This window comes from Streptomyces boluensis (genome assembly GCF_009908195.1).
GTDB classification, from domain to species: domain Bacteria; phylum Actinomycetota; class Actinomycetes; order Streptomycetales; family Streptomycetaceae; genus Streptomyces; species Streptomyces boluensis.
In genome coordinates, this window is the sequence record NZ_JAAAHS010000003.1 from 38761 (window position 1) to 61856 (window position 23096).

Consider the following 23096-nt stretch of genomic DNA (forward strand, 5'->3'; position numbering starts at 1 on the left):
CCGTGGTTCAGGCAGGGCCCCTGCCCGGCTGGGGGAGGGGCGGCGCGTAGGCGTCCAGGTCCGTGTTTGCCGAGGAGCAGGGCGCGTTGGCTCAGTCCTTCGGGCCGGTCGGCTCAGCGAGGTATGCCGCGAACACCGCGCGCTCGTTCGCTGTGATCGGTCGAGGCCGGCGGCGGTCCATGTCCCACATCACGAGCGTGGCCGTCGAACGCGCGGAGAGCGAGGCCGCTGTCCGCAGGTGTTCCACCACACGGAAACTGGTGGTCCGTATCTCGCTCAAGGCCAGGTCGACGGAGACGGCCCCATGCTCCGGAGTGACCTCGTGCAGGTACTCGATGTGCTGGGTCGCCACCACATAGGTCGGATAGGCGACGTCGAGCGTTCCGAGCATCCAGGCCGCGCGGGTTTCCTCGAACAGGGCGAGGTAGGCCGATGCCGTGAGATGGCCGAGGCCGTCGAGATCGCTGAATCGCAGACGGAATTCGCTCCGCCATACTTCGGAGCCGCTGACTGCACCGTCGTGACGCTCTGTTGCACTGCCGGGTATCGGCACTTTCCACCTCCGCTGGCTCTGTGTCCTCCGCGGAACGTAGGTGGCTCTGGGACTCGTCGTGCGCCCTCGGGCGAAGGAATGCCCGACTGGGGGTGTGCGGCGAATTCCGGCTGTCGCCGGTCGCGGCCTGGCCTCAACTGCTCCTATGGAAGGGCCACTTGTGGCCCAGCGGCAACGTGCCGCGTGTTCGGAAGGGCCGAGCTGTGAACAGCCCTTCCGAACACGCGGCACGCTGGTGCAGCCTCAACCTCAGCCTCGCAGAGCAGGCCGGCCCCTCAGGACTCCGCAGGGCCAACCGCGACAGCGCCGCGGTGGCGCAGCCGGGAGACGAGCGTGACCACCAGGATCAGCAACGAGAACCCGGCGCTGACCACGTACCCCATCGTGTAGAGGTGCTCTTGCGGCACGCCGGTTCCGTGGGCCGAGCCACCGGTGAGGATCGCGGTGACCACGGCCGATCCGACGGAGAAGCCGATGGCCATCATGGTGCCCGCCATGCCTGCGGCCATCCCGGCCCTGTCCTCCGGAACGGCCAGCTGCGGCACCACGAACGCGCCGTTGTAACCAAGGCCGCTGCCCAGGCCGATGAAGGCGGAGCCCACGAGGTACTGCCACTGCTGCTGGTGGGCGTACGCGAGCCAGCCCAGCCCGAGGGCGCAGACGACGCCCCCGAGCACGAGGACCGCGGCCGGCCGTCGCTGAACGGCCGCTTCGGAGGCCTTGCCGCCGATGAGCATCATCAGCGCGAACGGCAGCGTGAGCACGCCGGTGCCCAGAGCGTCGATGCCGAGGCCGTAGCCGACCTCAGGGGGAGTCTGGGCGTAGTAGGTCACCAGGATCAGGTACGCGGCATTGATGGCGCCGACCATGCCGGCGGCGAAGCACGCAGCTGAGACGAGGGGCTTCTTCAGCACCTTCACGTCGAAGACCGCCGCGGAGGACCGACGCTCCATCAGTCCCCACAGGACGGCCCCGACGACGCTCGCCGCGAGCAGCACGATCCCTGCGACGCCCCAGCTGAGGCCCTGGGTCAAGGCGAGCAGTCCGGCCGTGACCCAGGCGATCAGTCCCACGGTTCCCGGAATGCCGATCCTCCCCGACGACTCTGGCCGGGAGGAAGGGATGATGACGATCAGAGCCACCGTCGTCACCGCGAAGACCGCGGCCAGGATGTAGAAGAAGCTCGCGAGCGAGAGGGTCTTGACCACCACTCCGCCTCCGACCATCCCCAGGACGGTCCCGGCCCCCGCAGCCATGATCAGCGCGCTGACCGCGGTGCCCACCACACTGCCGGTCAGGTGCCTGCGCAGGAAGCTCAGCGGCAGCAGTTGCGCGGCACCGCCGAACCCGAGCAGCGCAGAGCCGATCAGGAGTGCCGCGTAGGAGTGGCCGATGGCGGGCACGAGCGCGCCGACCGTCAGAAACCCGCCGGACAACAGCGAGGTGGCGCGATCGCTGAGCATGTCCGCGAGACGCGGAATAAGGACGAAGCCGGCCCCGCCACCCAGCGTCAGGACCGTGAAGACCCAGGCCGAGGCCGCCACTCCGACGCCGAACTGTGTCTGCATCAGCGGCAGTAGCGGCGGCAGCATGAAAGCGACCGCATTCGTCACGGTGGCCAGGAGCACCGCGACGCCGATCAGTGCGCCACGTCGAGGCTCGGCTCTCGTGGATTCCGCTCTCGATATGACAGCTGGCTGGTTCAGTTCAGTCACGTCTGTCTCCCATGGTCGTTCGCCGCCTTCACGGTCAGTGCAACCGGCCGAAGTCGGGCGAACGTACGGCGAGTTCAGGACACACTCTGGTGCGGTCGGCCTGTTCGCGCCCGGTTGGGGGATGCCCGTGGGCGCCCCTGGGGCGAGGCGCCGCTCGGGTGTCAGGAAGGGGGCGCCAGGGGCTCGGGGGCAGCCCATGCCCCCCAACTGGGCATGTTTCCGTTCCGTGGGCCGGCGTCGCCGACCCGGCGCGGCGAGAGTGGCGTGTCATCCGTACGGATCGCACCCGCAGGGAGAAGCCATGGCGCTGCAGATCACCGTCGACCTCGAAGGCTGCAAGGGCTACGCCTGCTGCATGATGGAGGCGCCGGAACTCTTCGACATCGACGACGAGACCGGTAAGGCGATCCTGCTCGAAGAGCGTCCCTCGGCCGATCGGGCCGAGGAGGCCGAGCGTGCTGCACGCTCGTGCCCGGCCAGTGTGATTCTCGTGCGGAACGGCTGACGCGATGAACCGTGTGGTGATAGTGGGCGCCTCACTGGCGGCGGTCCATGTCATCGAAGGGTTACGGAGAAACGGCTACCAGGGCGAGATCCAACTCGTCGGCGCCGAACCGCAGTTGCCCTACGACCGGCCGCCGCTGTCGAAGGAAGCACTGCGGGCGGGCCCCGAGCTGGACAGACTGTTGCTGAAGGAACCTGGTTGGTACGGCACACAGGCGGTCGAGTTGTGCCTCGGCACGGCTGCGGTGGGCCTCGACACACGTGCCCGCCAGGTGGTCCTCGAAGGCGGGCGCGAGCTGCCGTACGACGGACTCGTCATCGCGACCGGCGGAACCGCGCGCTCGCTTGGCGGGCCGGAAGAGGTCGGGCCGGTCCATGTGATCCGGTCCGTCGCGGACACCGCGGCGCTGCACGAACAACTCGTGCCGGGGCGGCATCTCGTGGTCATCGGCGCCGGGTTCATCGGCCTCGAAGTGGCCGCCACGGCTAGGGAGATGGGCCTTGACGTCTCCGTGGTCGAGGCGGCGCCGGTCCCGCTCACCCGGGTCCTCGGCGGCGAGGCCGGTGCCTGGTTCAGGGATCACCACCTGGCCAACGGGGTCGATCTCCGCTGCGGCAGTGCCCTGGAGCAGGTCGAAGTGACCTCAAGGGGCACCAAGATCCAGCTGGTGGACGGGACGGTCCTCGCCGCGGACGTGGTCGTCGCCGGTATCGGCGCAGTCCCTGCCACGGGTTGGCTCGACGGCAGCGGTGTCCACGTCGCCGACGGCGTGGTCTGCGACCCGACCCTGCGCGCCTCCGCCCCCGGGGTCGTGGCCGCCGGTGATGTAGCCCGCTGGCACCACCCGTTGTTCGGCCAGACCATGCGGGTCGAGCAGTGGCGCAACGCGGTGGAGCAGGGCGGCCGGGCGGCGCTCAGCCTGCTCGGCGACACTGATGCCTTCGCGGCCGTTCCGTACTTCTGGTCCGATCAGTTCGACGCGAAGGTGCGGTTCGTCGGCGTCGCGGGCGGGGCCGACACGATGCACGTGGAGCAGACCGGCGACACCTCGATGGTGGCCCTGTTCGGCCGGGACGGAGTGATTCGTGGCGCGCTCTGCGTCAACGCGCCGCGCCTCCTTGCGCGTTACCAGAAGGCCATCGTGGAACAGGTCGCGTGGGGGGACGTGACCGGGACCGGGTGACACATCCAGGCCCCGACCCCGCTACGCGCGGTCCATGGACTCCGCGGCGAACTGTCGCCCCTCTGCGTACGCCTCGTGCCGGCGCTGTCGTACGACGGCGTCTGCCAGCTCCACCGCGGCCCGCCGCAGCAGAAGGAGGCCCTCGTCCGCGTTCGCGCCGCCGGGATCGCCGAGCACGCCGTTCCGGGTGACGGCGGACAGCCCCTTCTCCCGCAGCCGCGTGAGGAGTGTGCGAACGGGCGCGGTGTTTCCGGCCTGCGCCGCCTCCAGACGCACCAGTTGGGGGACAAGGGCCAGCATGACGGACGTCTCGGTCCGGCCCGCATGCGCGTCACCGCCCCAACGCGGGCCCCAGGCAAGGACGTTGTGCCCCTCGGCCCGTAGCCGGCGCACGGCCCGGACGACCGGCTGCGCGTTTCCGCCGTGCGCGGATACCAGGACGGCCTGGGAGAACGTCACCGCCGCCGACCGCACCAGCTCGACCAGGACCAGCTCGACGGCCTCCTGGCCGATGGAGAGCGTGCCGGGGAACCCCTGATGCTCCCCGCTGGAACCGAACGCGACGGCCGGAGCCACGACGACACCGGGCACCTGCTCGGCCAGCCGCCTCGCCAGGGCGACGGCGATGTCGGTGTCCGTGGACATCGGCAGGTGCGGCCCATGCTGCTCGGTGGCGCCGACCGGTACGGCGAGCACGGCCCCTCGTCGTACGGAGTCGGCGACATCGGTCCAGGTCAGCGACGCCAGCTCGGACATCAGGGGGTCCGTGCCCGCCGCGGTGCGCCGAGGGAGCGGGTGAAGCCCTGGGGGAGCACCACGTCGTCGGGCGTGAGGTCGTGGACGGAGGAGCGGCCAAGTCCCAGAAGGGCAGAGTCGATTCCGCCGCGCAGGATGTCGAGCACGTTCTCCACACCCGCCTGGCCTTCCGCGGCAAGGCCCCACAGACAGGCCCGCCCGATCAGCACCGCGCGGGCGCCGAGTGCCAGGGCCTTGACCACGTCGCCGCCTCGCCGGATTCCACCGTCCAGGAGCACCTCGATCTGGTCCCCCACGGCCTCGGCGACGGCGGGCAGGGCGCGAATCGTCGCAGGGGTGCTGTCGAGGTTGTTGCCGCCGTGGTTGGAGACCGAGACGGCGTGGGCGCCCGCGTCCACGGCGCGCTTGGCGTCATCGACGCGGATGATGCCCTTGACCAGGAAAGGCCCGCCCCACTGCTCACCCATCCACCGGATGTCGTCCCAGGTGGGAGGAGGCGTCTGCATCCACTCGCCGTAGGCGCCGAAGAAGGTCGGGGCCTGCTCGCCGGCGGCGGTGACGTTGGGGGTGGTGAGGTCGGGCAGCCGCCGTGCCCGCGCGAAGGCGAGCAGCCAGCGCGGGTGGGCGATCCCCTCCGGGGCGAAGCGCGCCAGAGCCTTCAGGTCGAGGCGCTCCGGTATGCGGGGGCTGCCCCAGTCGCGGCCGTGCGAGAACGACCAGTCCAGGGTCACGATCAGACCTTTGGCACCGGCCGCTCGGGCCCGCTGCATCTGAGCGAGCATGGAGTCCTTGCTGCCCATCCAGTACATCTGGAAGAACGTCTGCGGATTGGCCGCGACGACCTCCTCGACAGGCCTGCTGGCGAAGGAACTCAGCCCCATCGCCGTACCCCGGTTCGCCGCGGCGCGAGCCACGGCCACCTCCCCTTCGGGGTGCACGGCCTGCACTCCCGTCGGGGAGATGACCACCGGCAGGGAGACCGACTGCCCCAGGACGGTCGTGGACTGGTCCCGCTTGGCCGGCAGATCCGCCACGTGCGGTGCGAAGCCGGCCTCTGCGAAGGCGGCCATGTTGTCCCGGTACGTCGTGCCCCGCTCGGATCCGGCGAGCAGGGCGCCGTAGACCGAGGAGGGCAGGCGCCGCTTGGCCCGCCGCTGAGCCTCGGCGACGGTTTCGAACCATACGTTGGGCATGAAGCCCCCTTCTTTCTCGGGCTCTCTCGGACTCGGTCTCAGTGACGTGACGCCAACTGGCCCCGGATCACCAGAAGTTGAGTCCGGCCAGTGGGCTCTCGTCACACCTGCGATCGGGTCGGACCTCCCGGCGAGCGGGCATGCCGAGGAGTACGGGCTGACCGCGCACCGGCCCCCGGTGCGAGTGGTCCTGGCCGGGGCGCGGGGCACCGGAGCGGTCACCGGAGAGCAGCGCCTCCGCGTTGCCCCGGACGCATTCCGGATCGGGCCCGTCCAACGGCAGGCCGGTGAAGAACTTGGCGGCCATGCATCCGCCCCGGCAGGCGTCGAAGGCCGAGCACCGCGTGCACACGCCGCCTGTCTGCGGCTGCCGCAACTCCTGGAAGAGTGCCGACTCGCGCCACACCTTGGCGAAGCCGCCCTCGTCGCGGACGTTGCCCGCCAAGAAGGAGTCGTGGATGGCGAACGGGCAGGCGTACACCTCGCCCACCGGGTCGATCAGGCACACCACGCGCCCGGCGCCGCACAGATTCAAGCCCGGGAGCGCCTCGCCGTACGCGGAGAGATGGAAGAACGAGTCGCCGGTGAGCACCTGCTCGCCGTTGGCCACCAGCCAGTCGTACAGCTGCCGTTGCTGCTCCGCAGTGGGATGCAGCTCGTCCCACACGTCGGCGCCGCGGCCCGATGGCCGCAGCCGGGTGAGCCGCAACTGCGCCCCGTACCGGTCGGCGAGGGCCTTGAACTCGTCCAGCTGCCCGATGTTCTGGCGCGTGGCCACCACCGAGATCTTGAACCCGGCGAACCCTGCCGCGGCGAGGTTCTCCATGGCCCGCAGCACGGTGTCGTACGAACCGCCGCCGCGCACGGCGTCGTTCACCTCGGCGGTCGCTCCGTCAAGGGAGAGCTGGACGTCCACATAGTCACTGGCCGCGAGGCGTCGCGCGACGTCCGGGGTGATCCGGACGCCGTTCGTCGAGAACTTCACGCCCACACGATGGGCCGTGGCGTAGTCGACGAGCTCCCAGAAGTCCGGCCGTACGGTGGGCTCACCGCCCCCGATGTTCACGTAGAAGACCTGCATGCGCTCCAGTTCGTCGATGACCGCCTTGCACTCGGCGGTGGTCAACTCGCGCGGGTCGCGCCGCCCGGAGCTGGACAGGCAGTGCACACAGGCCAGGTTGCAGGCGTAGGTCAGCTCCCAGGTCAGGCAGATCGGTGCGTCGAGGCCGTACTGGAATTGGTCCACCAAGCGGCCCGGTCCTGCTGATGCCTGGTTGGGCAGCGTCATTCCGGTCCCTCTTCCTCTCGCTGAGTGTCACCACGTCGAGCTGGGCAGTCGGACCGTTCAGTGATCATCTGAGACTTCGCCAGGTTCGCCAACGCGCCTTCGTAGCGCCCCAGTTCGGCGGGCGTGACGCCCGCCACCAGGCACGCTTCCGAGGCGCTCGGGTGATCGGCCAGTGCCTGTACGACGGTGAGCAGTCTGCGGTCCTTGAGGAACGACAGCCGCCGGGTGCCGAAGTGGTACAGCAAAGCGCCGAAGGGCTCGGGGCGAACGGCGACCTGGGAATGTAAGGTCCAGGCCGCGTCCAGGTCGAACTGCCGGGCGGCGGCGACGGCAGGGGCGTCCAAAGGAGGGGCGTCCACAGGGGTGCGCAGGGTCATGGCGGGCCCTTTCAGTACACGCCGCACATGCCGTCGATGGAGACTTCCTCGACGAGCAGGTCCTCTTCGATCAGTCGGTCGTCCAGTCGGTCGTCCTCAGCGGGCGAAGGGCCCGCGCAGGCGGTCGAGGTGGTTTCAGTCGGTTTGGGCGGCTGCGGCTGCGGCTCGTTGCTCATGGGAGGTCCCCTTGTCATGCGGACACGGCGTTCGTCGCGTCGAGGGGCGACGTTAAGGACGCCGCCCCCGGATGACGGCCTGGCCGCCGCGGTTGCTGCCCACCTGGGGGATCGACCGACCGGGACGACCGCGTGAATGCTGGACGGACGGCCTCGGGCGCGCCTTCGGCGATGCCTTCCGGCCGACCGTGCCGGCCTTCGTCGGGTCGGGCCCCTGCGAAGCAGCCTGAGGACACCTGGTGATCGACGTTCCACCGCTTCCCGCGGCCTTTCGGCTGCGCCCGGACCCCGGCCTGGCTGTCCTGCGGGACGGGCGAACCCTTCTCGGCGGCACGCCGTACCGACTGGTGCGGCTGACGGCGAACGCCGTGCCGGTCATCGGTTCCTGGCTCGACGGCAAGCCCGTCGGGGACCGGGGAGCGGCCGGGCTCCTGGCCCGACGCCTGGTCGAGGCCGGGATGATGCATCCGGTGCCGCCACCTCACGCGCCGCGCCCGTCGGTGACGTTCGTGGTGCCGGTCCGGGACCGGGCCGACCAGCTCGCACGCTGCCTGACCGGCTTGAGGGGCGGGCCGGAGGTGATCGTCGTGGACGACGGCTCCGCCGATCCCGGCGCGGTGGCGGACATCGCCCGGCAGGCCGGGGCACGGCTCGTGCGCCGCCCCGCCAACGGCGGCCCCGCGGCAGCGCGGAACACGGGACTCGCCCACGCGACAACGGAGTTGGTCGCTTTCGTGGACTCCGACTGCCTGCCCCGCCCCGGCTGGGTCGAGCCCCTGCTGCCGCACTTCGCAGACCCCGCAGTGGCCGCGGTGGCACCGCGCATCGTGGCGCACAGGCCCGGAACGGGGCAGCCTGCCACGCCAGGAGCAGGACTCCTCGCGACGTACGAGGCGGACTGTTCAGCCCTCGACATGGGCCCCGGGGAAGCGATCGTCCGCCCCGGCTCGACGGTGCCCTACGTGCCCAGTGCCGCGTTGATCGTGCGCCGCTCCGCGGTGGGCGGGGGGTTCGACGCAAGCATGCGGGTCGGGGAGGACGTCGATCTGGTGTGGCGCCTTGGGGCAGCCGGTCACCACATCCGCTACGACCCTTCGGTGGCTGTGGCGCACCAGCATCGGACCCGCCCCCGCCAGTGGCTGGCCCAGCGCGTCCAGTACGGCACATCGGCCGCGCCGCTCGCGGCCAGGCACCCGGGAGTTCTGCCGGCCGCGTCGATGGCCGGTTGGAGCGCCGCCGCGTGGGCGCTCGCCCTGGCTCGGAGGCCCGTCGCCGGCGCCCTGGTCACCGCCGGGACGACCGCGCTGTTGGCCCGGAAACTGTCGTCCTGGTCCGACACTCCATGGCGCACAGCGGTCCGGCTGAGCGCGGACGGCACCCTGCGCGCGGGCGAACATCTGGGCCGCACCCTGAGCAGGGCGTGGTGGCCTGTGGCCCTCCCGTTGGCGTTGGCTGTGCCACGCTTGAGGCTGCCTCTCGCCGCCGCCACCGTGACCGCTCCGCTCATCGAGTACCGGCGAGTCCGTCCCACCACTCCGGTCGTGCCCTGGACGGCGATCCGCCTCGCCGACGACGTCGCGTACAGCCTCGGCGTCTGGCAGGGCTGTGTCCGGCACCGCACCACCGAGCCGCTCCGGCCGGCCCTGTGGTGGCGCTCCGCCGACGGCATCACGCGCCCGCCGTCGGTACGAGGGTGAAGGCCGAGGCGATGAGGCCGTCGGTACGAATGCGAAGGCCGAGGCCATGCGCGTGAGGCCGCCCCTCGGACCCGCCGGACCCGCCGGACCCGACGGAGCGGATGTGATCGTGGTGGGAGCCGGGGCCGCGGGGTCCACGCTGGCGGCGCGTCTGAGTGAGGACGCCGGGCGCACCGTGCTGCTCCTCGAAGCCGGTCCGGTTCCGAGCCATCCGGCGGAGTTCCCGGCCGAGTTGCTCGACGCACGCCTTGTCCCGGGCGCGCGGCCCGGCCATCCCGCAGTCCAGAGCTACGCCGCGCACCTGACGCCCGAGCGGCCCTACACGGTGGTTCGCGGGAGATACCTCGGCGGCTCGACCACCGTCAACGGCGGCTACTTCGTCCGCGCCCGGCGCGCGGACTTCGACCGCTGGTCGGCGGCCGGCAACCCGGCCTGGGCGTACGACCGCGTACTACCCCTCCTCCGCAGTCTTGAGACCGACCTCGACCACGGTGCGACCGATCTGCACGGCGGCAGCGGCCCGGTGCAGGTACGCCGGGGATCGCTCGCCCATCCCGCCGCTGCGGCCTTCCGTGCCGCGGCGAAGCAACTCGGGCATCCCCTCGAACCCGACAAGAACGACCAGGCCCCGCCGGGCTTCGGCCCGGTGCCGTGCAACGTCGTCGACGGCATCCGGCTCAACACCGGCCTCAGCCATGTGTCGACGGCTCTGCACCGCCCCAACCTCACGGTGGTCGGCGACTGCCGCGTCCTCCGCGTGGTCATCCGCAAGGGGCGCGCCGTCGGGGTCGTCGTACGACGTCAGGGACGACAGCACGTCCTGCCCGCCGGGGAGGTCGTCCTCTGTGCCGGTGCCTTCGTGACCCCGCAGCTGCTGCAGCTGTCCGGCATCGGACCGCGAGCGGACTTGAAGCGGCTCGGAGTCCCCGTCGTGACGGACGCTCCCGCCGTGGGCGCCCGCTTCAGTGACCATCCCCAACTCGTCCTCGAATGGGCCCCGTTACAGGACTTGGGTGAACCCGTCGAGTCCTGGCTCGGCGGCTGCCTGCACATGTCCTCGTCGGACCTGACGCACCCCGGCGACCTGGAGATCCTGCAGTCCCTGGTGCCGATGGCCGGACTCGTCGGCGGTGCCGTGACGGTGCCCGGCGAGCCCCTGGCCTTCCTGGCCTCGGTCCAGTCACCTGTCCCGTCCGGCCGGCTGTCCCTCCAGTCCGCCGATCCCGCGTCACCGCCACGCATCCAGTACGGCTACCTCGCCGAACCCCAGGACCGCCGACGTCTGCGCGAAGTCGTACGCGCCACCGCGGAGTTGACCGTCACGCCGCCCTTCGCGGACATCTCCCGAGGGCTGCTCCAACCCGGGCCGGACGTGCTGGACAACGACCGAGCGCTGGACGAGTGGATCGGTCACAACATCGGCACCGCCCACCACACGTGCGGCAGCGCACCCATGGGTCGGGAACCCAAGGAGACGGCAGTCGACCAGTACGGGAGGGTTCATGGTGTGCACGCGCTCCGAGTCGCGGACACCTCGGTGCTGCCCACGGCCCCGCTGCGCGGCCCGGCGGCGACGGCCGTGCTCATCGGAGAGTTCGTGGCCCAGGCCATGCGCCATGAACTGACCTGACGGCCGTCCGACAAGAGCCCGGGCTCCTGGGGCAGTTGAAGACCATCGGCTTGTGGGTCTGCCGAGATCAGAACACAGCGCGACATCCGGACAGTGATCCCCGTCCCGGCGGACCAGCGCAACCATCACGTCCGGGTTGGCCCATCGGCCCGGTCGCCCCACTCCGCGAGAACGGCCCGTAGGGCAGTCACCAGACACAAAGGCCGGTCGAGCATGACGTGATGGCCCGCATCGGGGATCTCGATCAGGGGAGTGGCACACCCCAGCCTGCTGTGGATCATGTCGCCCATCGACGCGGGGACCAACCCGTCCCCGCTGCGGACCAGGGCTGTTCGGCACTCCAACGGTTTCAGTACGGTCCTCGACATCCGCGGGCTGGCGAAGATCCGCCGGTCGAACTTCCAGCTCCAGCCGGTGGATGACCGTCGGATCGACGTTCCGGCGAGGTGCTCGCGCACGTAGGGGAGGGTCGTGTCCTGGGCCGGGACCGGCCGGAACCGCGCCATCGCCGCCTCCCTGCTGGGGTACACCTTGGCAGGGCCGAAGGCCCTCCGTTCCCGCGCGGCCTTCTGCTCGGGGGTGAGGTCGTGGACGGGGGAGTCGATGGTGATCGCGCCTGCCAGCGACGCTCCGTGCCGTTCGGCCACCGTCCAGGTCACGAAGCCGCCCATGCTGTGCCCCACGACGACGGGAGGGCCGTCGATCCCGGCATCGGCGGCGACGGCCATCACCTCCTCGGCCCAGACCTCAAGGGTGTACTCGCTTCGCCAGTCGCTGTCGCCATGCCCGGACAGGTCGATCGCGGCGATGCGCCGGTCCGACGCCAGTAGCGGGGCGATGTGGTCCCACCATCGCGCGTGGGCGGCGCCGCCGTGCACGAGGACGACCCCCGGTCGGCTGCTTGGGCCGTACGCCCGATAGCTGATGTGCGCGCCGGCGACAGTGACCGTGGCGATGTCGACGGGTGCGGCAAGTGCCGACGTGAACCAGGCAGGCGCGAACGGCGTTGCGCGGCTGTCTTGTTGGGTCTGGTGCGGGTCGGTGACGGTCATCGCGATCCTCTCGGCTCGATCGGTGAGAGCAGGCCCTTGCGCCGACTCCGCAGTCTGGTGGGCGGAGTGGTGCCGAGCTCGCCCGTCAGCCCAGCAGGCGACGTGCGTCCCGCTCGGGGTTGACGGCGAGCAGGGCGAGCAGACCGGCGATGCCGGCGGCGGCCCCGTAGACCTGGAAGGAGAGGGCGTACCCGTCGGCCGTGGTCTGTGCCGCGTCCACGATGGCGCCGGTGAGATACGGGGAGATCAGGCCCCCGATCGACATGATGGCGGTGAACACGCCCAGGGTTCCGGCGAGTTGGCTCGGCGGGCACAGCTGCGAGATTCCCGAGGTGAACAGCGGGTAGGTCATGGTGCTGATGCCGTAGCCGAGCGACACCGTGGCCACCGCGAGCGCCGGGGTGCCGAGATGCGGCAGGACGACCAGGCTCACGAAGGTCACGAGAAGTGCTGCCCCGGGCACGACTCCGCGCAGCACCCGTCCGCTGGCGCCCCGGGACATCAGGCGGTCGCTGATGAAGGTCGAGCCGAAGATGAAGACGAGCCCGGCCACGCTGGGGATGGCGAACATGCTGCCCGCCTGCAACTGGCTGTAGCCGAGGCCCTGTTCGAAGTAGGACGGCAGCCAGGTGAGGACGGTGGCCGAGAGGCCGTACGCGGAGAAGACGGCAGCCGTGCTCGCCAGGAAGGTGGGCGTGCGGAAGATGCGGAGCCATGGCACCTTCGCCGGTTCCCCGGCGGTGACCGTGCCGCCGTCCGCCGCCTCGGCCTCGGGGGATGCGTCGCCATGCCTCTTGCCGGAGGTCGCGGCCGCGCCGTACGGCCCCTCCCGCCAGACGGGCAGCCACAGCAGGACCCATGCGGCTCCGACCCCGGCCAGGGTGAGGAAGGCGGTGCGCCAGCCCCAGGTTGCGGCGATGGCCGCCAGCGCCGGGGCTGCGAGGATCTTGGCGACGGCGGCGCTGCCGGTGATGCAGGCGCTGGGCAGTGCGCGCTTCTCCTTGGGGTGCCAGGCGTAGATGGCGGTGTGCACCAGGGCGAGGGTCGGTCCTTCGAAGAGTCCCAGGAGCAGCCGGCTGACCAGCAGGACGGTGAAGCTCGCCGCGATCACGGTGGGCAGCATGCAGGCCGCCCAGGCCGCGGCGAGCAGTACAAGAAGCCAGCGCATGGACACCAGGCGGTGCAGCGGCCCGGAGAGCAGGCCGCCGATGGTGAAGGTGAGGAAGAAGGCGCTGCCGATCAGGCCGATCTGGGAGTGGGTGAGGCCCAGTTCCTCCGACAGCGGCTGGGCGGCGATGCCGAGTACGGCCTTGTCCGCGTAGTTGACCACGTAGAGCAGGACGATCGTGAATGTGATCCCCCAGGCGCGCTTGCCGGCATGCGTGGGCTCGCCCGCGGGTGGCGCGGTGGGCGTGGTGAGTTCGTGTGACGTCATCTCTGTCCTTCCGGCCCCGAGAAGGGGGGTAAGGGGCAGCCGTCCGTCCCCGAGGAGGAGGGGGTGAGGGGCAGCCGCGCACCGTCGACGGGTGCACTGGTTCGAACGGCCTGGCCGTGCGCGATGGGGTGCCATGGGCGGCGGAGGCTGTGTGGAGTGAATCGTCCAGGAGGGGTTGCTCTTGGTCCCGAGAGCGCTCAAGCTATTCGGACGAAGAATGTCTGTAAACCCCTGTGCACGGACCTCGCATGGCGGGTTCCACGTCGGCGCACACGCCGTGGCAGGTGACCAAGGGATGACCGCACATGGATGTTGGATCGCTGGTGACACGAGCCGCCCGCCGCTTCGCGGACCGGACGGCTGTCGACGGACCGCAGGGCACGCTCACCTTCGCCGACCTCGGTGACCGGGTGCTCAGGCTGGCGAACGGGCTGCTCGCCCTGGGTCTCGAACCGGGTGACCGGGTCCTCGACCTGCAGGGCAACAGCAACACGTACGTGGAGACGGACCTGGCGATCCGCGCCGCCGGCCTGGTCCGGGTGGCGCTCAACCATCGCCTGCACGTGGCCGACTGGGAGCGCATAGCCGCGGACTCCGGAGCCCGAGCGCTGCTCTACGACGCCCGCTGGACGGAGCAGACCGAGTCCCTGCGCACGGGCCTGCCGCACACCGTGGTGATCGGGGACGGTCCGGGCACCCCCTACGAGCAGTTGATCGACCGTTCCTCATCCGCCCCGCTGCCTCCTGTAGTGCCGGACTCGCTCTGCGGGTTGCACTACTCCAGCGGCACCACCGGGCACCCGAAGGGCGCGCAGCGCACCCACCGCAACTGGTTCGCGTCCGTGGTGAACATGACGCACGACGTCCTTGGCGGCCCGCCGGCCGCAGTCGACGCGTATGTGCACGCCGGGCCGATCACCCACACCAGCGGCCTGTTCCTGCTGCCGTTCCTGGTCGCCGGAGCCCGCCAGATCGTGCTGCCCTCCTGGGACCCGCAGGACTTCCTGGAGGCGGTCGCCGAGCGTGGCGGCACGCACAGCGCGATGGTGCCCACCATGGTTGCCCGACTCCTTGCCGCACCGGGCGCCGACCGGCAGGCGCTGAGCGGCCTGAAGATGCTCGGGTACGCGGGCGCCCCCATGCCCGCCGAGCAACTGCGCCAGGCCTACGAGAAGTTGACGCCCCATCTGGTCCAGTACTACGGCCTTGTCGAGGCGATCCCGCCGGTCACGCTCCTTGACGCGGCCGACCACGCGCGCGCCCTCGACGGCAGCCCGGAGCTGCTGCGCAGTGCGGGTCGTGCCGCGCTCGGCGTCGAGCTCGCGGTGGTCGACGACAGCGGGCAGCCGGTCGCGCCGGGCGAGCTCGGCGAGGTGGTCACCCGCGGCGACCACGTGATGAGCGCCTACTGGAACGCGTCGGGCCGAGCCGACCTGGCCAAGTCGGTGGTCGACGGCCGGCTGCACACCGGCGACATCGGACGCCTCGACGAGGACGGCTACCTCTGGCTCGCCGACCGCAAGGGCGACATGATCATCTCGGGCGGCTACAACATCTACCCGCGTGAGGTGGAGGAGGTCGTCGCCCAGGTGCCCGGCGTCGCCGAGGTCGCGGTGCTCGGCCTTTCCGACGACGACTGGGGCCAGCGGGTGGTGGCCGTGGCGACGCGGCAGACCGGGGCGGACCTCACCGAGCAGGCGGTTCTGGACCACTGCCGCGCGCACCTGGCCTCGTACAAGAAGCCCAAACAGGTGCTGCTCGTCGACGAGTTCCCGGTCAACTCCAACGGGAAGATCGCCAAGCGGGTCCTGCGCGAACGCCTTGAGCGGGCCGGGCGTCCCGGCCGGCCCGGAAGCGGGGTGTGAGTCGTGCCGCAGCTGCGTACCGACTACGCACCGGCCGGTGCCGAACGCGCGGGCCAGTACCCCTTCACTCGCGGTATCTCTTCCGATCCCCAGCCGTGGATCATGGGCCAGTACGCCGGTTTCGGCACCCCCGAGGAGTCCAACGCCCGCTTCCGCAAGCTCCTGGACGCCGGGGTGACCGGTTTCTCCGTCGCCATGGACCTGCCGACCCAGATGGGCATCGACTCCGACGACCCGCGCGCGGCCGGCGAGGTCGGCCGGGTGGGCGTGGCCATCGACTCGCTCGCCGACATCGAGATCCTCATGCGGGACATCCCGCTCGGTGAGGTCACCCAGGTCCGCACCACCGCGAACTCCATCGGCTACGTCTGGGCCGCGATGTTCCTGGTCCTGGCCGAGAAGCAGGGCGTCGACCCGGACACCTTCGGCCTGACCATCCAGAACGACGTCCTCAAGGAGTTCATCGCCCGCGGCACCCAGATCTTCCCGCCCGAGCCGTCGCTCAGGCTCGCCGCCGACGTCATCGAGCACTGCGTCCGTCACGTGCCGCGCTGGGTGCCGCTGACCATGAGCGGCTACCACATCCGTGAATCCGGCGCCTCGGCCGCTCAGGAGATCGCCTACACCTTCGCCAACGCCCGTGCGTACCTGGACGAGTGCCTGGGTCGAGGGGTGACCATCGATGAGATCGCCCCGTCCCTGATGACCTTCCTCGCCATCACCACGGACTTCCTCCCCGAGGTCGCCAAGTTCCGCGCCGCGCGCCGGGTGTGGGCCAAGCTGATGCGCGACACCTACGGCGCCGAGGACGCCCGCTCCCAGCAGCTGAAGATCTTCGCCTTCACCGCGGGCTCCTCGCTCACCGCGCAACAGCCGCTCAACAACGTGGTCCGCGCCTCCCTGGAGGCCACCGCCGCCGCCCTGGCCGGGGTACAGACCATGCACGTCTCCGCGTACGACGAGGCGCTCGGCGTCCCCACCGAGGCAGCCGCCACCCTCGCCCTGCGCACCCAGCAGGTCGTCGCCTTCGAGTCGGGCCTGACCACCACTCTGGACCCCTTCGGCGGCTCCTACGCCGTGGAGGCCCTCACCGACGAGGCGGAACGTGAAATCGACGAGGTGAGCCGCCGGATCGAGGACCGCGGCGGCGCACTGCGCTGCATCGAGTCCGGCTGGTTCGCCTCCGAACTCTCCGAATCCGCCTATGAGTTGGCGCAGTCCATTGACAGCGGCGAGCGCACCGTCGTCGGCGTCAACACCTTCCGCAGCGAGGCTGAGCCGCTGGAGGTCTTCAGCATCGACCCCGCGGCCGAGGCCGCCCAGGCCCGCTCGGTGCGTGAACTGCGCGAGCGCCGCGACGGCGCCGCCGTGCGCCGGGGCCTTGGAGCCCTGCGCGACGCCGCCGCAGCGGGCCAGAACGTCATGCCGGCCACCATCGAGGCGGTCCGCGCCTACGCCACCGTCGGCGAGATCGTCGACGTGCTGCGCACGGAGTTCGGCACCTGGAAGCCGTCGTCGAACTTCTGAGCCGCGCACCGACAGAGCAAGGACACAGGAGGAAAACCCCGTGGACATACCGCTGTTGACCGACGAGGCGCGCGGCTGGGTCGGAAGGGAGTTCGACATGCCGCCCTTCACCGTCACCGAAAAGGACATCCGCAAGTACGAGGCCGGGCTCGGCAACGCGGTCCCCGAACACCCCGACACCGCACAGCCGTTGCTGTACACCGCGCTGGTGCGCCCGATCGCGCCGGTCGCGGAACTGAGCGCCGACGGGCTCACGGAGGACCGGCGCGCGCCCGTCGGCGAGGGCCGGGTGATGTTCGGCGGGATCGACGTCGAGCTGGTGCGCCCGCTGGTCGTGGGTGACCAGGTGCGTGGCCGACGCCGCCTTGAGTCGCTGGAGGAGAAGCACGGGCGGCGCGGCCCGTTCGTCCTGGCCACCTGGCGCACCGAGTACGTGGACGCGGCCGGCGACCCGGTGATCCGTGAGACGTCCACCCAAATCTTGAAGTGACACAGCTTGAAGTGACCCAGCATGAAGTGAGGCCCCACCCCATGACCACCACGTCCCCGATATCCGTCGGCACGCAGCTCCCCGCTGTCGCCCGGCAGCCCGATGCCACCCAGCTGTTCATCTACAGCGCCGCGGCCTGGAACGCACACCGCATCCACATCCACCGCGAGCAGGCCCGAGCCGAGGGCCACCGGGACCTCGTCGTGCAGGGCTCGCTGCAGGGCGCCTGGCTCGCCGACCTCGCCGCCTCTTGGGCGGGCGAGCACGGCCGGGTACGCCGGGTGCACTTCCGGAACACCGGCACCGCGTACGTCGATGAGGAACTCACCGTCTCCGGCGAGGTCACCGCCGTGCGCATGCTGCCGGACGGGTGCACCGAGGCCGAGTTGGCGCTGCAGGTCGCCGGTCCGGACGGAGTCACCGCGAAGGGCGGCGCCACCGTCGTCCTGCCCGCCGGGGAGCAGCAGTGAGCGCCGTCATCAGTGGCGTGGGGGAGACGGACTACTCCAAGAGGAGCGGCCGCACCACCACCCACCTGGGCATGCGGGCCGCACTGGCCGCCGCGCGCGACGCGGGCATCGACGCGCGCGAGATCGACGGAGTCGTCGGCTTCCCGCACTCGCTGAGCTCCGAGGACGTCGCCGCCAACCTCGGGCTGCACGCCCTGCGGTACAGCGTGACCGTCGCGATGGGCGGCGCCGGCTCGGTGGCCGCCCTTGGCCACGCCCGGCTCGCCGTCGAATCCGGGGCCGCCCGGCACGTCCTGATCCTGCGCGCCCGCAACGGCTGCTCCGGGGGCCGCATCCACGAGCGGCCCTCGCAGCTCCCGGCCCAGCACTTCCGCACCCAACTGGAACACCCCTACGGCTGGAACACCGCGGCTCAGCGCTACGCCATGATCTGCCGCCGCTACCTGCACGAGCACGAACTGACCCGCGAGCAGCTCGGCGCGGTGGCCCTCGCGGCCCGTGCGCACGCGCAGCTCAACCCGCGCGCGATGACGCACGGCCGCGAGCTGACCATGGAGCAGTACCTGGCCGGACGGATGATCGCCGACCCGTACCACCTCTTCGACTGCTGCCTGGAGACGGACGGCGCCTGCGCGGTCATCGTCTCCGCTCGGGCAGCGGCGGACGGGCCGCCGCCGGTGCGCGTCCTGGGCGTCGCCGAGGGCCGCCCGCGCACCCCCGACGACCTGACCAACCGTCCGGACCTGCTGGCCATCGGCCTCGCCCCGGCCGCGGCCGCCGTCTGGGAGCGCACCGGCCTGGCGCCCGCGGACATGGACGCCGCCATGGTCTACGACTGCTTCACCTTCGAAGTCATCCACCAACTGGAGGCCGCCGGCTTCGCCCCCGAGGGCGGCGGCGGGAAGTTCGCCGCGTCCGGCGCCATCCGGCTCGGCGGGTCGCTGCCGGTGAACACACACGGCGGGCTGCTCTCCGAGGGCCATCTGTCCGGCCTGAACCACGTCGTGGAGGCCGTGCGCCAACTGCGCGGCGGCCTCGGCGGTACGGGCCTGGGCGCGCGGCAGGTCGAGGGCGCCCGGCATGTCGCCGTCACCGGCTGGGGTGACTTGGGCGACGGCTCCTTCGCCGTCCTGGCCAACGAAAGGGGTACCGCCCGATGAGCACCCGACCGCTGCCCGACAACGCCGATCCCGAGTTCGCCCCGCACTGGGCCGGGCTGCGCGAGGGCCGCCTCCTCGTGCCGCGCTGCACCGGCTGCGGGCGGCACTCCTGGCCGCCCCGCCCGGTGTGCCCCGTCTGCCACGCCGACCAGGCCGAATGGAGCGAGGTCGCCGGCCGCGGCACCGTCTACTCCTGGACGCTCGTCGGCCACCGCACCCTGCCCGGCTTCGAACCGCCCTACGCCGTGGTGTTGGTGGAGACCGATGCGGGCGTGCGCCTGCTCGGCGCCTTCACCGCGGACAGCGGCGAGCTGCGCATCGGCCTGCCTGTCACCGCTGTCCACCAGCAGGCCGACGACGCGGGAACGACGCTCCTGGCCTGGGCCCCCGCAGAAAGGACCACACACGCATGACCGTCCGCATCCCCGCTTTCGCGCACGACGACGGTGACATCCGCCGCGCCCTGCGCGACATGCTCGACTCCTGTTCCACACCCAAGGAGGTGCGCACAGCCGAGAGCACCGACACCCGTCACGACCCGGCCCTGTGGAGCCAGTTGACCGAGGGGTCCTGGACCTCCCTGGCGGTGAGTGAGGAGCGCGGCGGCGTCGGCGGCACCGCCGCCGACCTGCACCTCGTCCTCTTCGAGTTGGGGCGGGCCGCGGCACCCGCGCCGGTGCGCACCGCCGCCGTGGGCACCGCCCTCTTTCTGGACCACGCCTTCCCCGACTCCGCACGCGCCACGGAACTTGCACGTGCGGTGTGCGCGGGCGAGATCCTGGTCCCCGCCGTGGAGGAGAACGGCAGCCCCGTGCCCGTGTACGACGCCGCCGCCGGGACGGTGACCGGCCGCATCCCCCTGGTGCGGGACGCGGCCGCCGCCACCGGCCTCCTGCTCTGTGCCGCCGACGGCACCTGGCTCACCGTCCGCGCCGCCGACGCGGAGATCCGCCACCAGCCCAGCCTCGGCGAGGACAACCAGTACGCCCTCACCCTCACCGCCGCCCCCGCTGAGCCGATCGGCACCGACCCGGCCGCATCGCGCACCTGGCGCACCCTGCGCTGGTTCGCCGAGGCGTGCTGGATCACCGGCCTTGCCTCACGGGCCCTTGACCTCGCCGTGGCGCACGCCGGTGAGCGCGCCCAGTTCGGCCGGCCCATCGGCACCTTCCAGGCCGTCCAGCACCTGCTCGCCGACTGCGCGATCGGCCTCCAGGCCACCACCGACCTGTGCCGCGCCACTGCCCTGGCCCTGGACGCGCACGGCACGGCCGGCGCCGAGGCGCACGCGAGTGCCGCCGAGGCACTGGAGGCCGTACGGCTGCACGCCCGCACCGTCACCCGCAACACCCACCAAGTCCTCGGCGGCGCAGGCTACGTACAGGAACACGACCTGCAGCTGTACACCCGGCGCATCCGCTCGGCCCTGCTGTGGGGCGCGGACGGCGAGGAACTGCGCGAACTCGTCCTGGCCCACCGCCACCCGAACACCCCGGAGGAGAAGGCCGCATGAGCCTGGCCGTCCACAGCGAGCAGGACGAGCAGCTGCGCCGCGAGGTGCGCGCCTTCCTGACCGAGACCTGGAACGAGGAACGTCAACTGGCCGCCCTCGTCGAGCAGCACCACCACCAGGACCACATCCCGCAGGAGTGGGAGCGGGAGTTCTGGCGCGAGTTGGGCAGGCGCGGCTGGCTCGGCCTCGCCATACCTGCCGAGTACGGCGGGAGCGGCGGCACCGCGCTGCAACGGCATCTGCTCACCGAGGAGATGAGCTACATCGGGGCGCCCTACCCGCGCGCCGCCACCTCCATCGTCGCGCCCGCCCTCCTCGAGCACGCGGACGAGGAACTGAAGCAGCGCTTCCTGCCCCGCATCGCCCGCGGCGAGATCAACTTCTGCCTCGGCTACAGCGAGCCGGAGGCCGGCACCGACCTGGCCTCCCTCAAGATGCGCGCCCGCCGCGAGGGCGACCACTACGTCGTCAACGGCATGAAGCTGTTCACCAGCCGCGCGCATCGCTGCGACTACGTCTACCTGGCCGTGCGCACCGACGCCTCGGGGAAGAAGCACGAGGGCATCACGCTCCTCATCGTCGACCTGGCGGACGTGGTGATCGAGCCGCTGCCCACCATGGACGGCCGCACCAACATCACCTACTACGACGAGGTGCGCGTGCCCGTCGCCCACCGGATCGGCGAGGAGGGCAAGGGCTGGACGTACCTGAGCGGCGCGCTCGGCCTGGAGCGCATCGGGGTCTTCCCCATCGGGCACATCCGCCGTTGCCTGGAGGAGGTCGTCAAACTGGCCCGGCGCCCCCGCCCGGACGGCCGCGTCCCGTTCGACTCACCCGCCATCCGTCAGGAACTGGCCGGATCCCAGGTGGAGTTCGCCGCCATCCAGGCCATGGTCGAGGGCGCGCTCACCCGCGCCGTCGTCGACGACGACCTGCCCGGTTTCGCCGCGGCGCAGGTCAAGACCGCCATCACCGAGTACAAGCAGCGCCTGGTCGACCTGGCGGGCACCCTGCTCGGCCCCTACGGGCAGCTGATGCCCGGCGCTGTCGACGCCCCGCTGGAGGGCATGGTGCCCCAGCTGTGGGCGGACGCCATCGTGCACACCTTCGGCGCCGGCACCAACGAGATCCAGCGCGACATGATCGCGCAGCGCGGGCTCGGCATGCCCCGCAAGAGCCGCTGACCCCGCCGACCACCCTTGTGAGGAACCCTGTCATGACCACTACCGACGCGCCCCTGTCCGGCGTCACCGTGCTCGACCTCAGCCACGTCTACGCGGGCCCGTACGCCACCCTGATGCTGGCGCAGGCCGGGGCGCGGATCGTCAAGATCGAGCCGCCGGCCGGCGAGCACCTGCGCCGCCGCGGCGCCGTCCCGGGCCCGCGCTACGCCTTCGCGATGCTCAACTCCGGCAAGGAGTCCCTCGCCCTCGACCTCAAGAGCGCCGAAGGCATCGCCCTGTTCAAGCGCCTTGTGATCGCGGCCGACGTGCTCGTGGAGAACTTCACCCCCGGCGTCATGGACCGGCTCGGCATCGGCTGGGACACCCTCAAGGAGATCAACCCCCGCCTGGTGTACGCCCAGTCCTCCGGCTACGGCACCACCGGCCCTTACGCCACGTATCCGGCGATGGACCTGACCGTGCAGGCGATGGCCGGTGTGGTCTCCGCCACCGGGTACCCCGGCTCCGACCCGGTCAAGTCCGGTGCGGCGGTCTGCGACTTCTCCGCCGGGATCAACCTCTACGGCGCGATCACCACGGCCCTGTTCCGGCGTGAGCGGACGGGGCGGGGCGGCCGCGTCGAGGTCTCGATGATGGAGTCGGTGTTTCCGATGCTGATGTCGTCGCTCAGCTCGCACTACTCCACCGGGGAGGAAGTGGAGCGCGTCGGCAACCAGCATCCCGGCCTGTCGGTCGCCCCCTACAGCGTCTTCGCCACGAAGGACGGCCATGTCGCGATCACCTGCGAGGGAGACCACCACTGGCGTGCGCTGGCCGTCCTGATGGGCCGCCCCGAGCTCGGTGAACACGAGCACTACGCAGGGGTCAAGGCCCGCGTGGCCCGCCGCGAGGAGGTGGACGAACTGGTCGCCGAGTGGACCGGAACCCTGACCAAGGAGGAGGCGTTCGAGCGGCTGCGCGCTGCGAAGGTGCCCTCGGCCCCGGTGCGCACGGTCGCCGAGGTCGCGTCCGACCCGCACCTCGCCGCGCGCGGCTACCTCTACCCGCAGGACCATCCCGAGCTCGGCCCGATCACCGCCATGGGCTCGCCGATCACCTTCGAGGACTCGGACGCCCCCGCCCGCTCCGCCAGCCCTTTGCACGCCGACGCCGAGGACCTGCTGCGCGACCTGCTGGCGGTCGGCGTCGAGGAGTACGAACAGCTCGCCGCGGCCGGGGCGTTCGGGACACAGCCGGACACCGCCCGCTGACCCTCGGGCCGCCCACACCCTGCGAATGACCTCGCGGAACTCTTTACAGACGAATCTCGTCTGCATTAACGTGCGGA

Annotated in this window: 22 protein-coding genes; 13 read left to right on the plus strand and 9 right to left on the minus strand. The window is 71.2% G+C overall.

Annotated elements, in window-relative coordinates:
- Window positions 1-91: 91 nt before the first annotated feature.
- The gene (locus GUY60_RS00930; RefSeq protein ID WP_161692897.1) at window positions 92-553 is read right to left on the minus strand and encodes an acyl-CoA thioesterase; all 462 of its coding nucleotides are present in this window, start codon (window positions 551-553) and stop codon (window positions 92-94) included.
- Window positions 554-828: 275 nt separating this feature from the next.
- Window positions 829-2166 (minus strand): MFS transporter, encoded by a 1338-nt coding sequence (locus GUY60_RS00935; RefSeq protein ID WP_312866142.1) that lies wholly within the window; start codon window positions 2164-2166, stop codon window positions 829-831.
- A 403-nt stretch (window positions 2167-2569) separates the two neighbouring features.
- Between GUY60_RS00935 and GUY60_RS00940 the strand changes: the two genes are divergently transcribed.
- A complete protein-coding gene (locus GUY60_RS00940) occupies window positions 2570-2773 on the plus strand; it encodes a ferredoxin (RefSeq protein WP_161692899.1) in 204 nt (67 codons plus the stop codon).
- A 4-nt stretch (window positions 2774-2777) separates the two neighbouring features.
- Entirely contained in the window at window positions 2778-3956 is a 1179-nt protein-coding gene (locus GUY60_RS00945; RefSeq protein WP_161692900.1) for an NAD(P)/FAD-dependent oxidoreductase, read from the plus strand.
- A 21-nt stretch (window positions 3957-3977) separates the two neighbouring features.
- Here GUY60_RS00945 and mftE read toward each other — a convergent pair whose 3' ends face one another.
- The 5 genes from mftE to mftA all read right to left on the minus strand — a co-directional run bounded on the left by mftE (window position 3978) and on the right by mftA (window position 7746).
- A complete protein-coding gene (mftE, locus tag GUY60_RS00950; RefSeq protein ID WP_161692901.1) occupies window positions 3978-4712 on the minus strand; it encodes a mycofactocin biosynthesis peptidyl-dipeptidase MftE in 735 nt (244 codons plus the stop codon).
- Entirely contained in the window at window positions 4712-5905 is a 1194-nt protein-coding gene (mftD, locus tag GUY60_RS00955; RefSeq protein WP_161692902.1) for a pre-mycofactocin synthase MftD, read from the minus strand. Before mftD ends, mftE begins: the two co-directional genes overlap by 1 nt.
- A 67-nt stretch (window positions 5906-5972) precedes the next feature.
- Window positions 5973-7193 carry a mycofactocin radical SAM maturase gene (mftC, locus tag GUY60_RS00960; RefSeq protein ID WP_161692903.1) on the minus strand — a complete coding sequence of 407 codons (1221 nt, stop codon included), beginning with the start codon at window positions 7191-7193 and terminating at the stop codon, window positions 5973-5975.
- The gene (gene mftB / locus GUY60_RS00965; RefSeq protein WP_161692904.1) at window positions 7190-7570 is read right to left on the minus strand and encodes a mycofactocin biosynthesis chaperone MftB; all 381 of its coding nucleotides are present in this window, start codon (window positions 7568-7570) and stop codon (window positions 7190-7192) included. The genes mftC and mftB overlap by 4 nt, the downstream gene beginning before the upstream one ends.
- Before the next feature lie 11 nt (window positions 7571-7581).
- Window positions 7582-7746: a mycofactocin precursor MftA gene (gene mftA / locus GUY60_RS00970; RefSeq protein ID WP_161692905.1), complete on the minus strand. Its 165-nt coding sequence runs from the start codon at window positions 7744-7746 to the stop codon at window positions 7582-7584.
- Between the two features lie 239 nt (window positions 7747-7985).
- Here mftA and mftF point away from each other — a divergent pair, with 239 nt between their 5' ends.
- Together mftF and mftG are read left to right on the plus strand one after the other, a co-directional pair.
- Window positions 7986-9443, plus strand: coding sequence for a mycofactocin biosynthesis glycosyltransferase MftF (gene mftF, locus GUY60_RS00975; RefSeq protein ID WP_223178641.1), 1458 nt, complete (start codon window positions 7986-7988; stop codon window positions 9441-9443).
- Window positions 9444-9546: 103 nt separating this feature from the next.
- Window positions 9547-11073, plus strand: a complete 1527-nt coding sequence (mftG, locus tag GUY60_RS00980; RefSeq protein ID WP_312866143.1) for a mycofactocin dehydrogenase MftG — start codon at window positions 9547-9549, stop codon at window positions 11071-11073.
- 125 nt (window positions 11074-11198) lie between these two features.
- Here mftG and GUY60_RS00985 read toward each other — a convergent pair whose 3' ends face one another.
- Both GUY60_RS00985 and GUY60_RS00990 read right to left on the minus strand, forming a co-directional pair.
- A complete protein-coding gene (locus GUY60_RS00985) occupies window positions 11199-12125 on the minus strand; it encodes an alpha/beta fold hydrolase (RefSeq protein ID WP_161692907.1) in 927 nt (308 codons plus the stop codon).
- Between the two features lie 85 nt (window positions 12126-12210).
- A complete protein-coding gene (locus GUY60_RS00990) occupies window positions 12211-13560 on the minus strand; it encodes an MFS transporter (RefSeq protein ID WP_161692908.1) in 1350 nt (449 codons plus the stop codon).
- A 305-nt stretch (window positions 13561-13865) separates the two neighbouring features.
- On the opposite strand from GUY60_RS00990, the gene GUY60_RS00995 reads away from it, so the two are divergent.
- The 9 genes from GUY60_RS00995 to GUY60_RS01035 are packed head-to-tail and all read left to right on the plus strand — an operon-like array spanning window position 13866 to window position 23019.
- The gene (locus GUY60_RS00995; protein WP_161692909.1) at window positions 13866-15425 is read left to right on the plus strand and encodes a class I adenylate-forming enzyme family protein; all 1560 of its coding nucleotides are present in this window, start codon (window positions 13866-13868) and stop codon (window positions 15423-15425) included.
- 3 nt (window positions 15426-15428) lie between these two features.
- Entirely contained in the window at window positions 15429-16952 is a 1524-nt protein-coding gene (locus GUY60_RS01000) for an acyl-CoA mutase large subunit family protein (RefSeq protein ID WP_187369900.1), read from the plus strand.
- A gap of 40 nt (window positions 16953-16992) precedes the next feature.
- A complete protein-coding gene (locus GUY60_RS01005; RefSeq protein ID WP_161692910.1) occupies window positions 16993-17442 on the plus strand; it encodes an FAS1-like dehydratase domain-containing protein in 450 nt (149 codons plus the stop codon).
- A 41-nt stretch (window positions 17443-17483) separates the two neighbouring features.
- Window positions 17484-17912 carry a hotdog family protein gene (locus GUY60_RS01010; RefSeq protein WP_161692911.1) on the plus strand — a complete coding sequence of 143 codons (429 nt, stop codon included), beginning with the start codon at window positions 17484-17486 and terminating at the stop codon, window positions 17910-17912.
- Window positions 17909-19072 (plus strand): thiolase C-terminal domain-containing protein, encoded by a 1164-nt coding sequence (locus GUY60_RS01015; protein ID WP_161692912.1) that lies wholly within the window; start codon window positions 17909-17911, stop codon window positions 19070-19072. The genes GUY60_RS01010 and GUY60_RS01015 overlap by 4 nt, the downstream gene beginning before the upstream one ends.
- Window positions 19069-19485: a Zn-ribbon domain-containing OB-fold protein gene (locus GUY60_RS01020; RefSeq protein WP_161692913.1), complete on the plus strand. Its 417-nt coding sequence runs from the start codon at window positions 19069-19071 to the stop codon at window positions 19483-19485. Before GUY60_RS01015 ends, GUY60_RS01020 begins: the two co-directional genes overlap by 4 nt.
- Window positions 19482-20585, plus strand: a complete 1104-nt coding sequence (locus GUY60_RS01025; protein ID WP_161692914.1) for an acyl-CoA dehydrogenase family protein — start codon at window positions 19482-19484, stop codon at window positions 20583-20585. Before GUY60_RS01020 ends, GUY60_RS01025 begins: the two co-directional genes overlap by 4 nt.
- Window positions 20582-21769, plus strand: a complete 1188-nt coding sequence (locus GUY60_RS01030; RefSeq protein ID WP_161692915.1) for an acyl-CoA dehydrogenase family protein — start codon at window positions 20582-20584, stop codon at window positions 21767-21769. Before GUY60_RS01025 ends, GUY60_RS01030 begins: the two co-directional genes overlap by 4 nt.
- A 32-nt stretch (window positions 21770-21801) precedes the next feature.
- Window positions 21802-23019 carry a CaiB/BaiF CoA transferase family protein gene (locus tag GUY60_RS01035; RefSeq protein WP_161692916.1) on the plus strand — a complete coding sequence of 406 codons (1218 nt, stop codon included), beginning with the start codon at window positions 21802-21804 and terminating at the stop codon, window positions 23017-23019.
- Window positions 23020-23096: the final 77 nt, after the last annotated feature.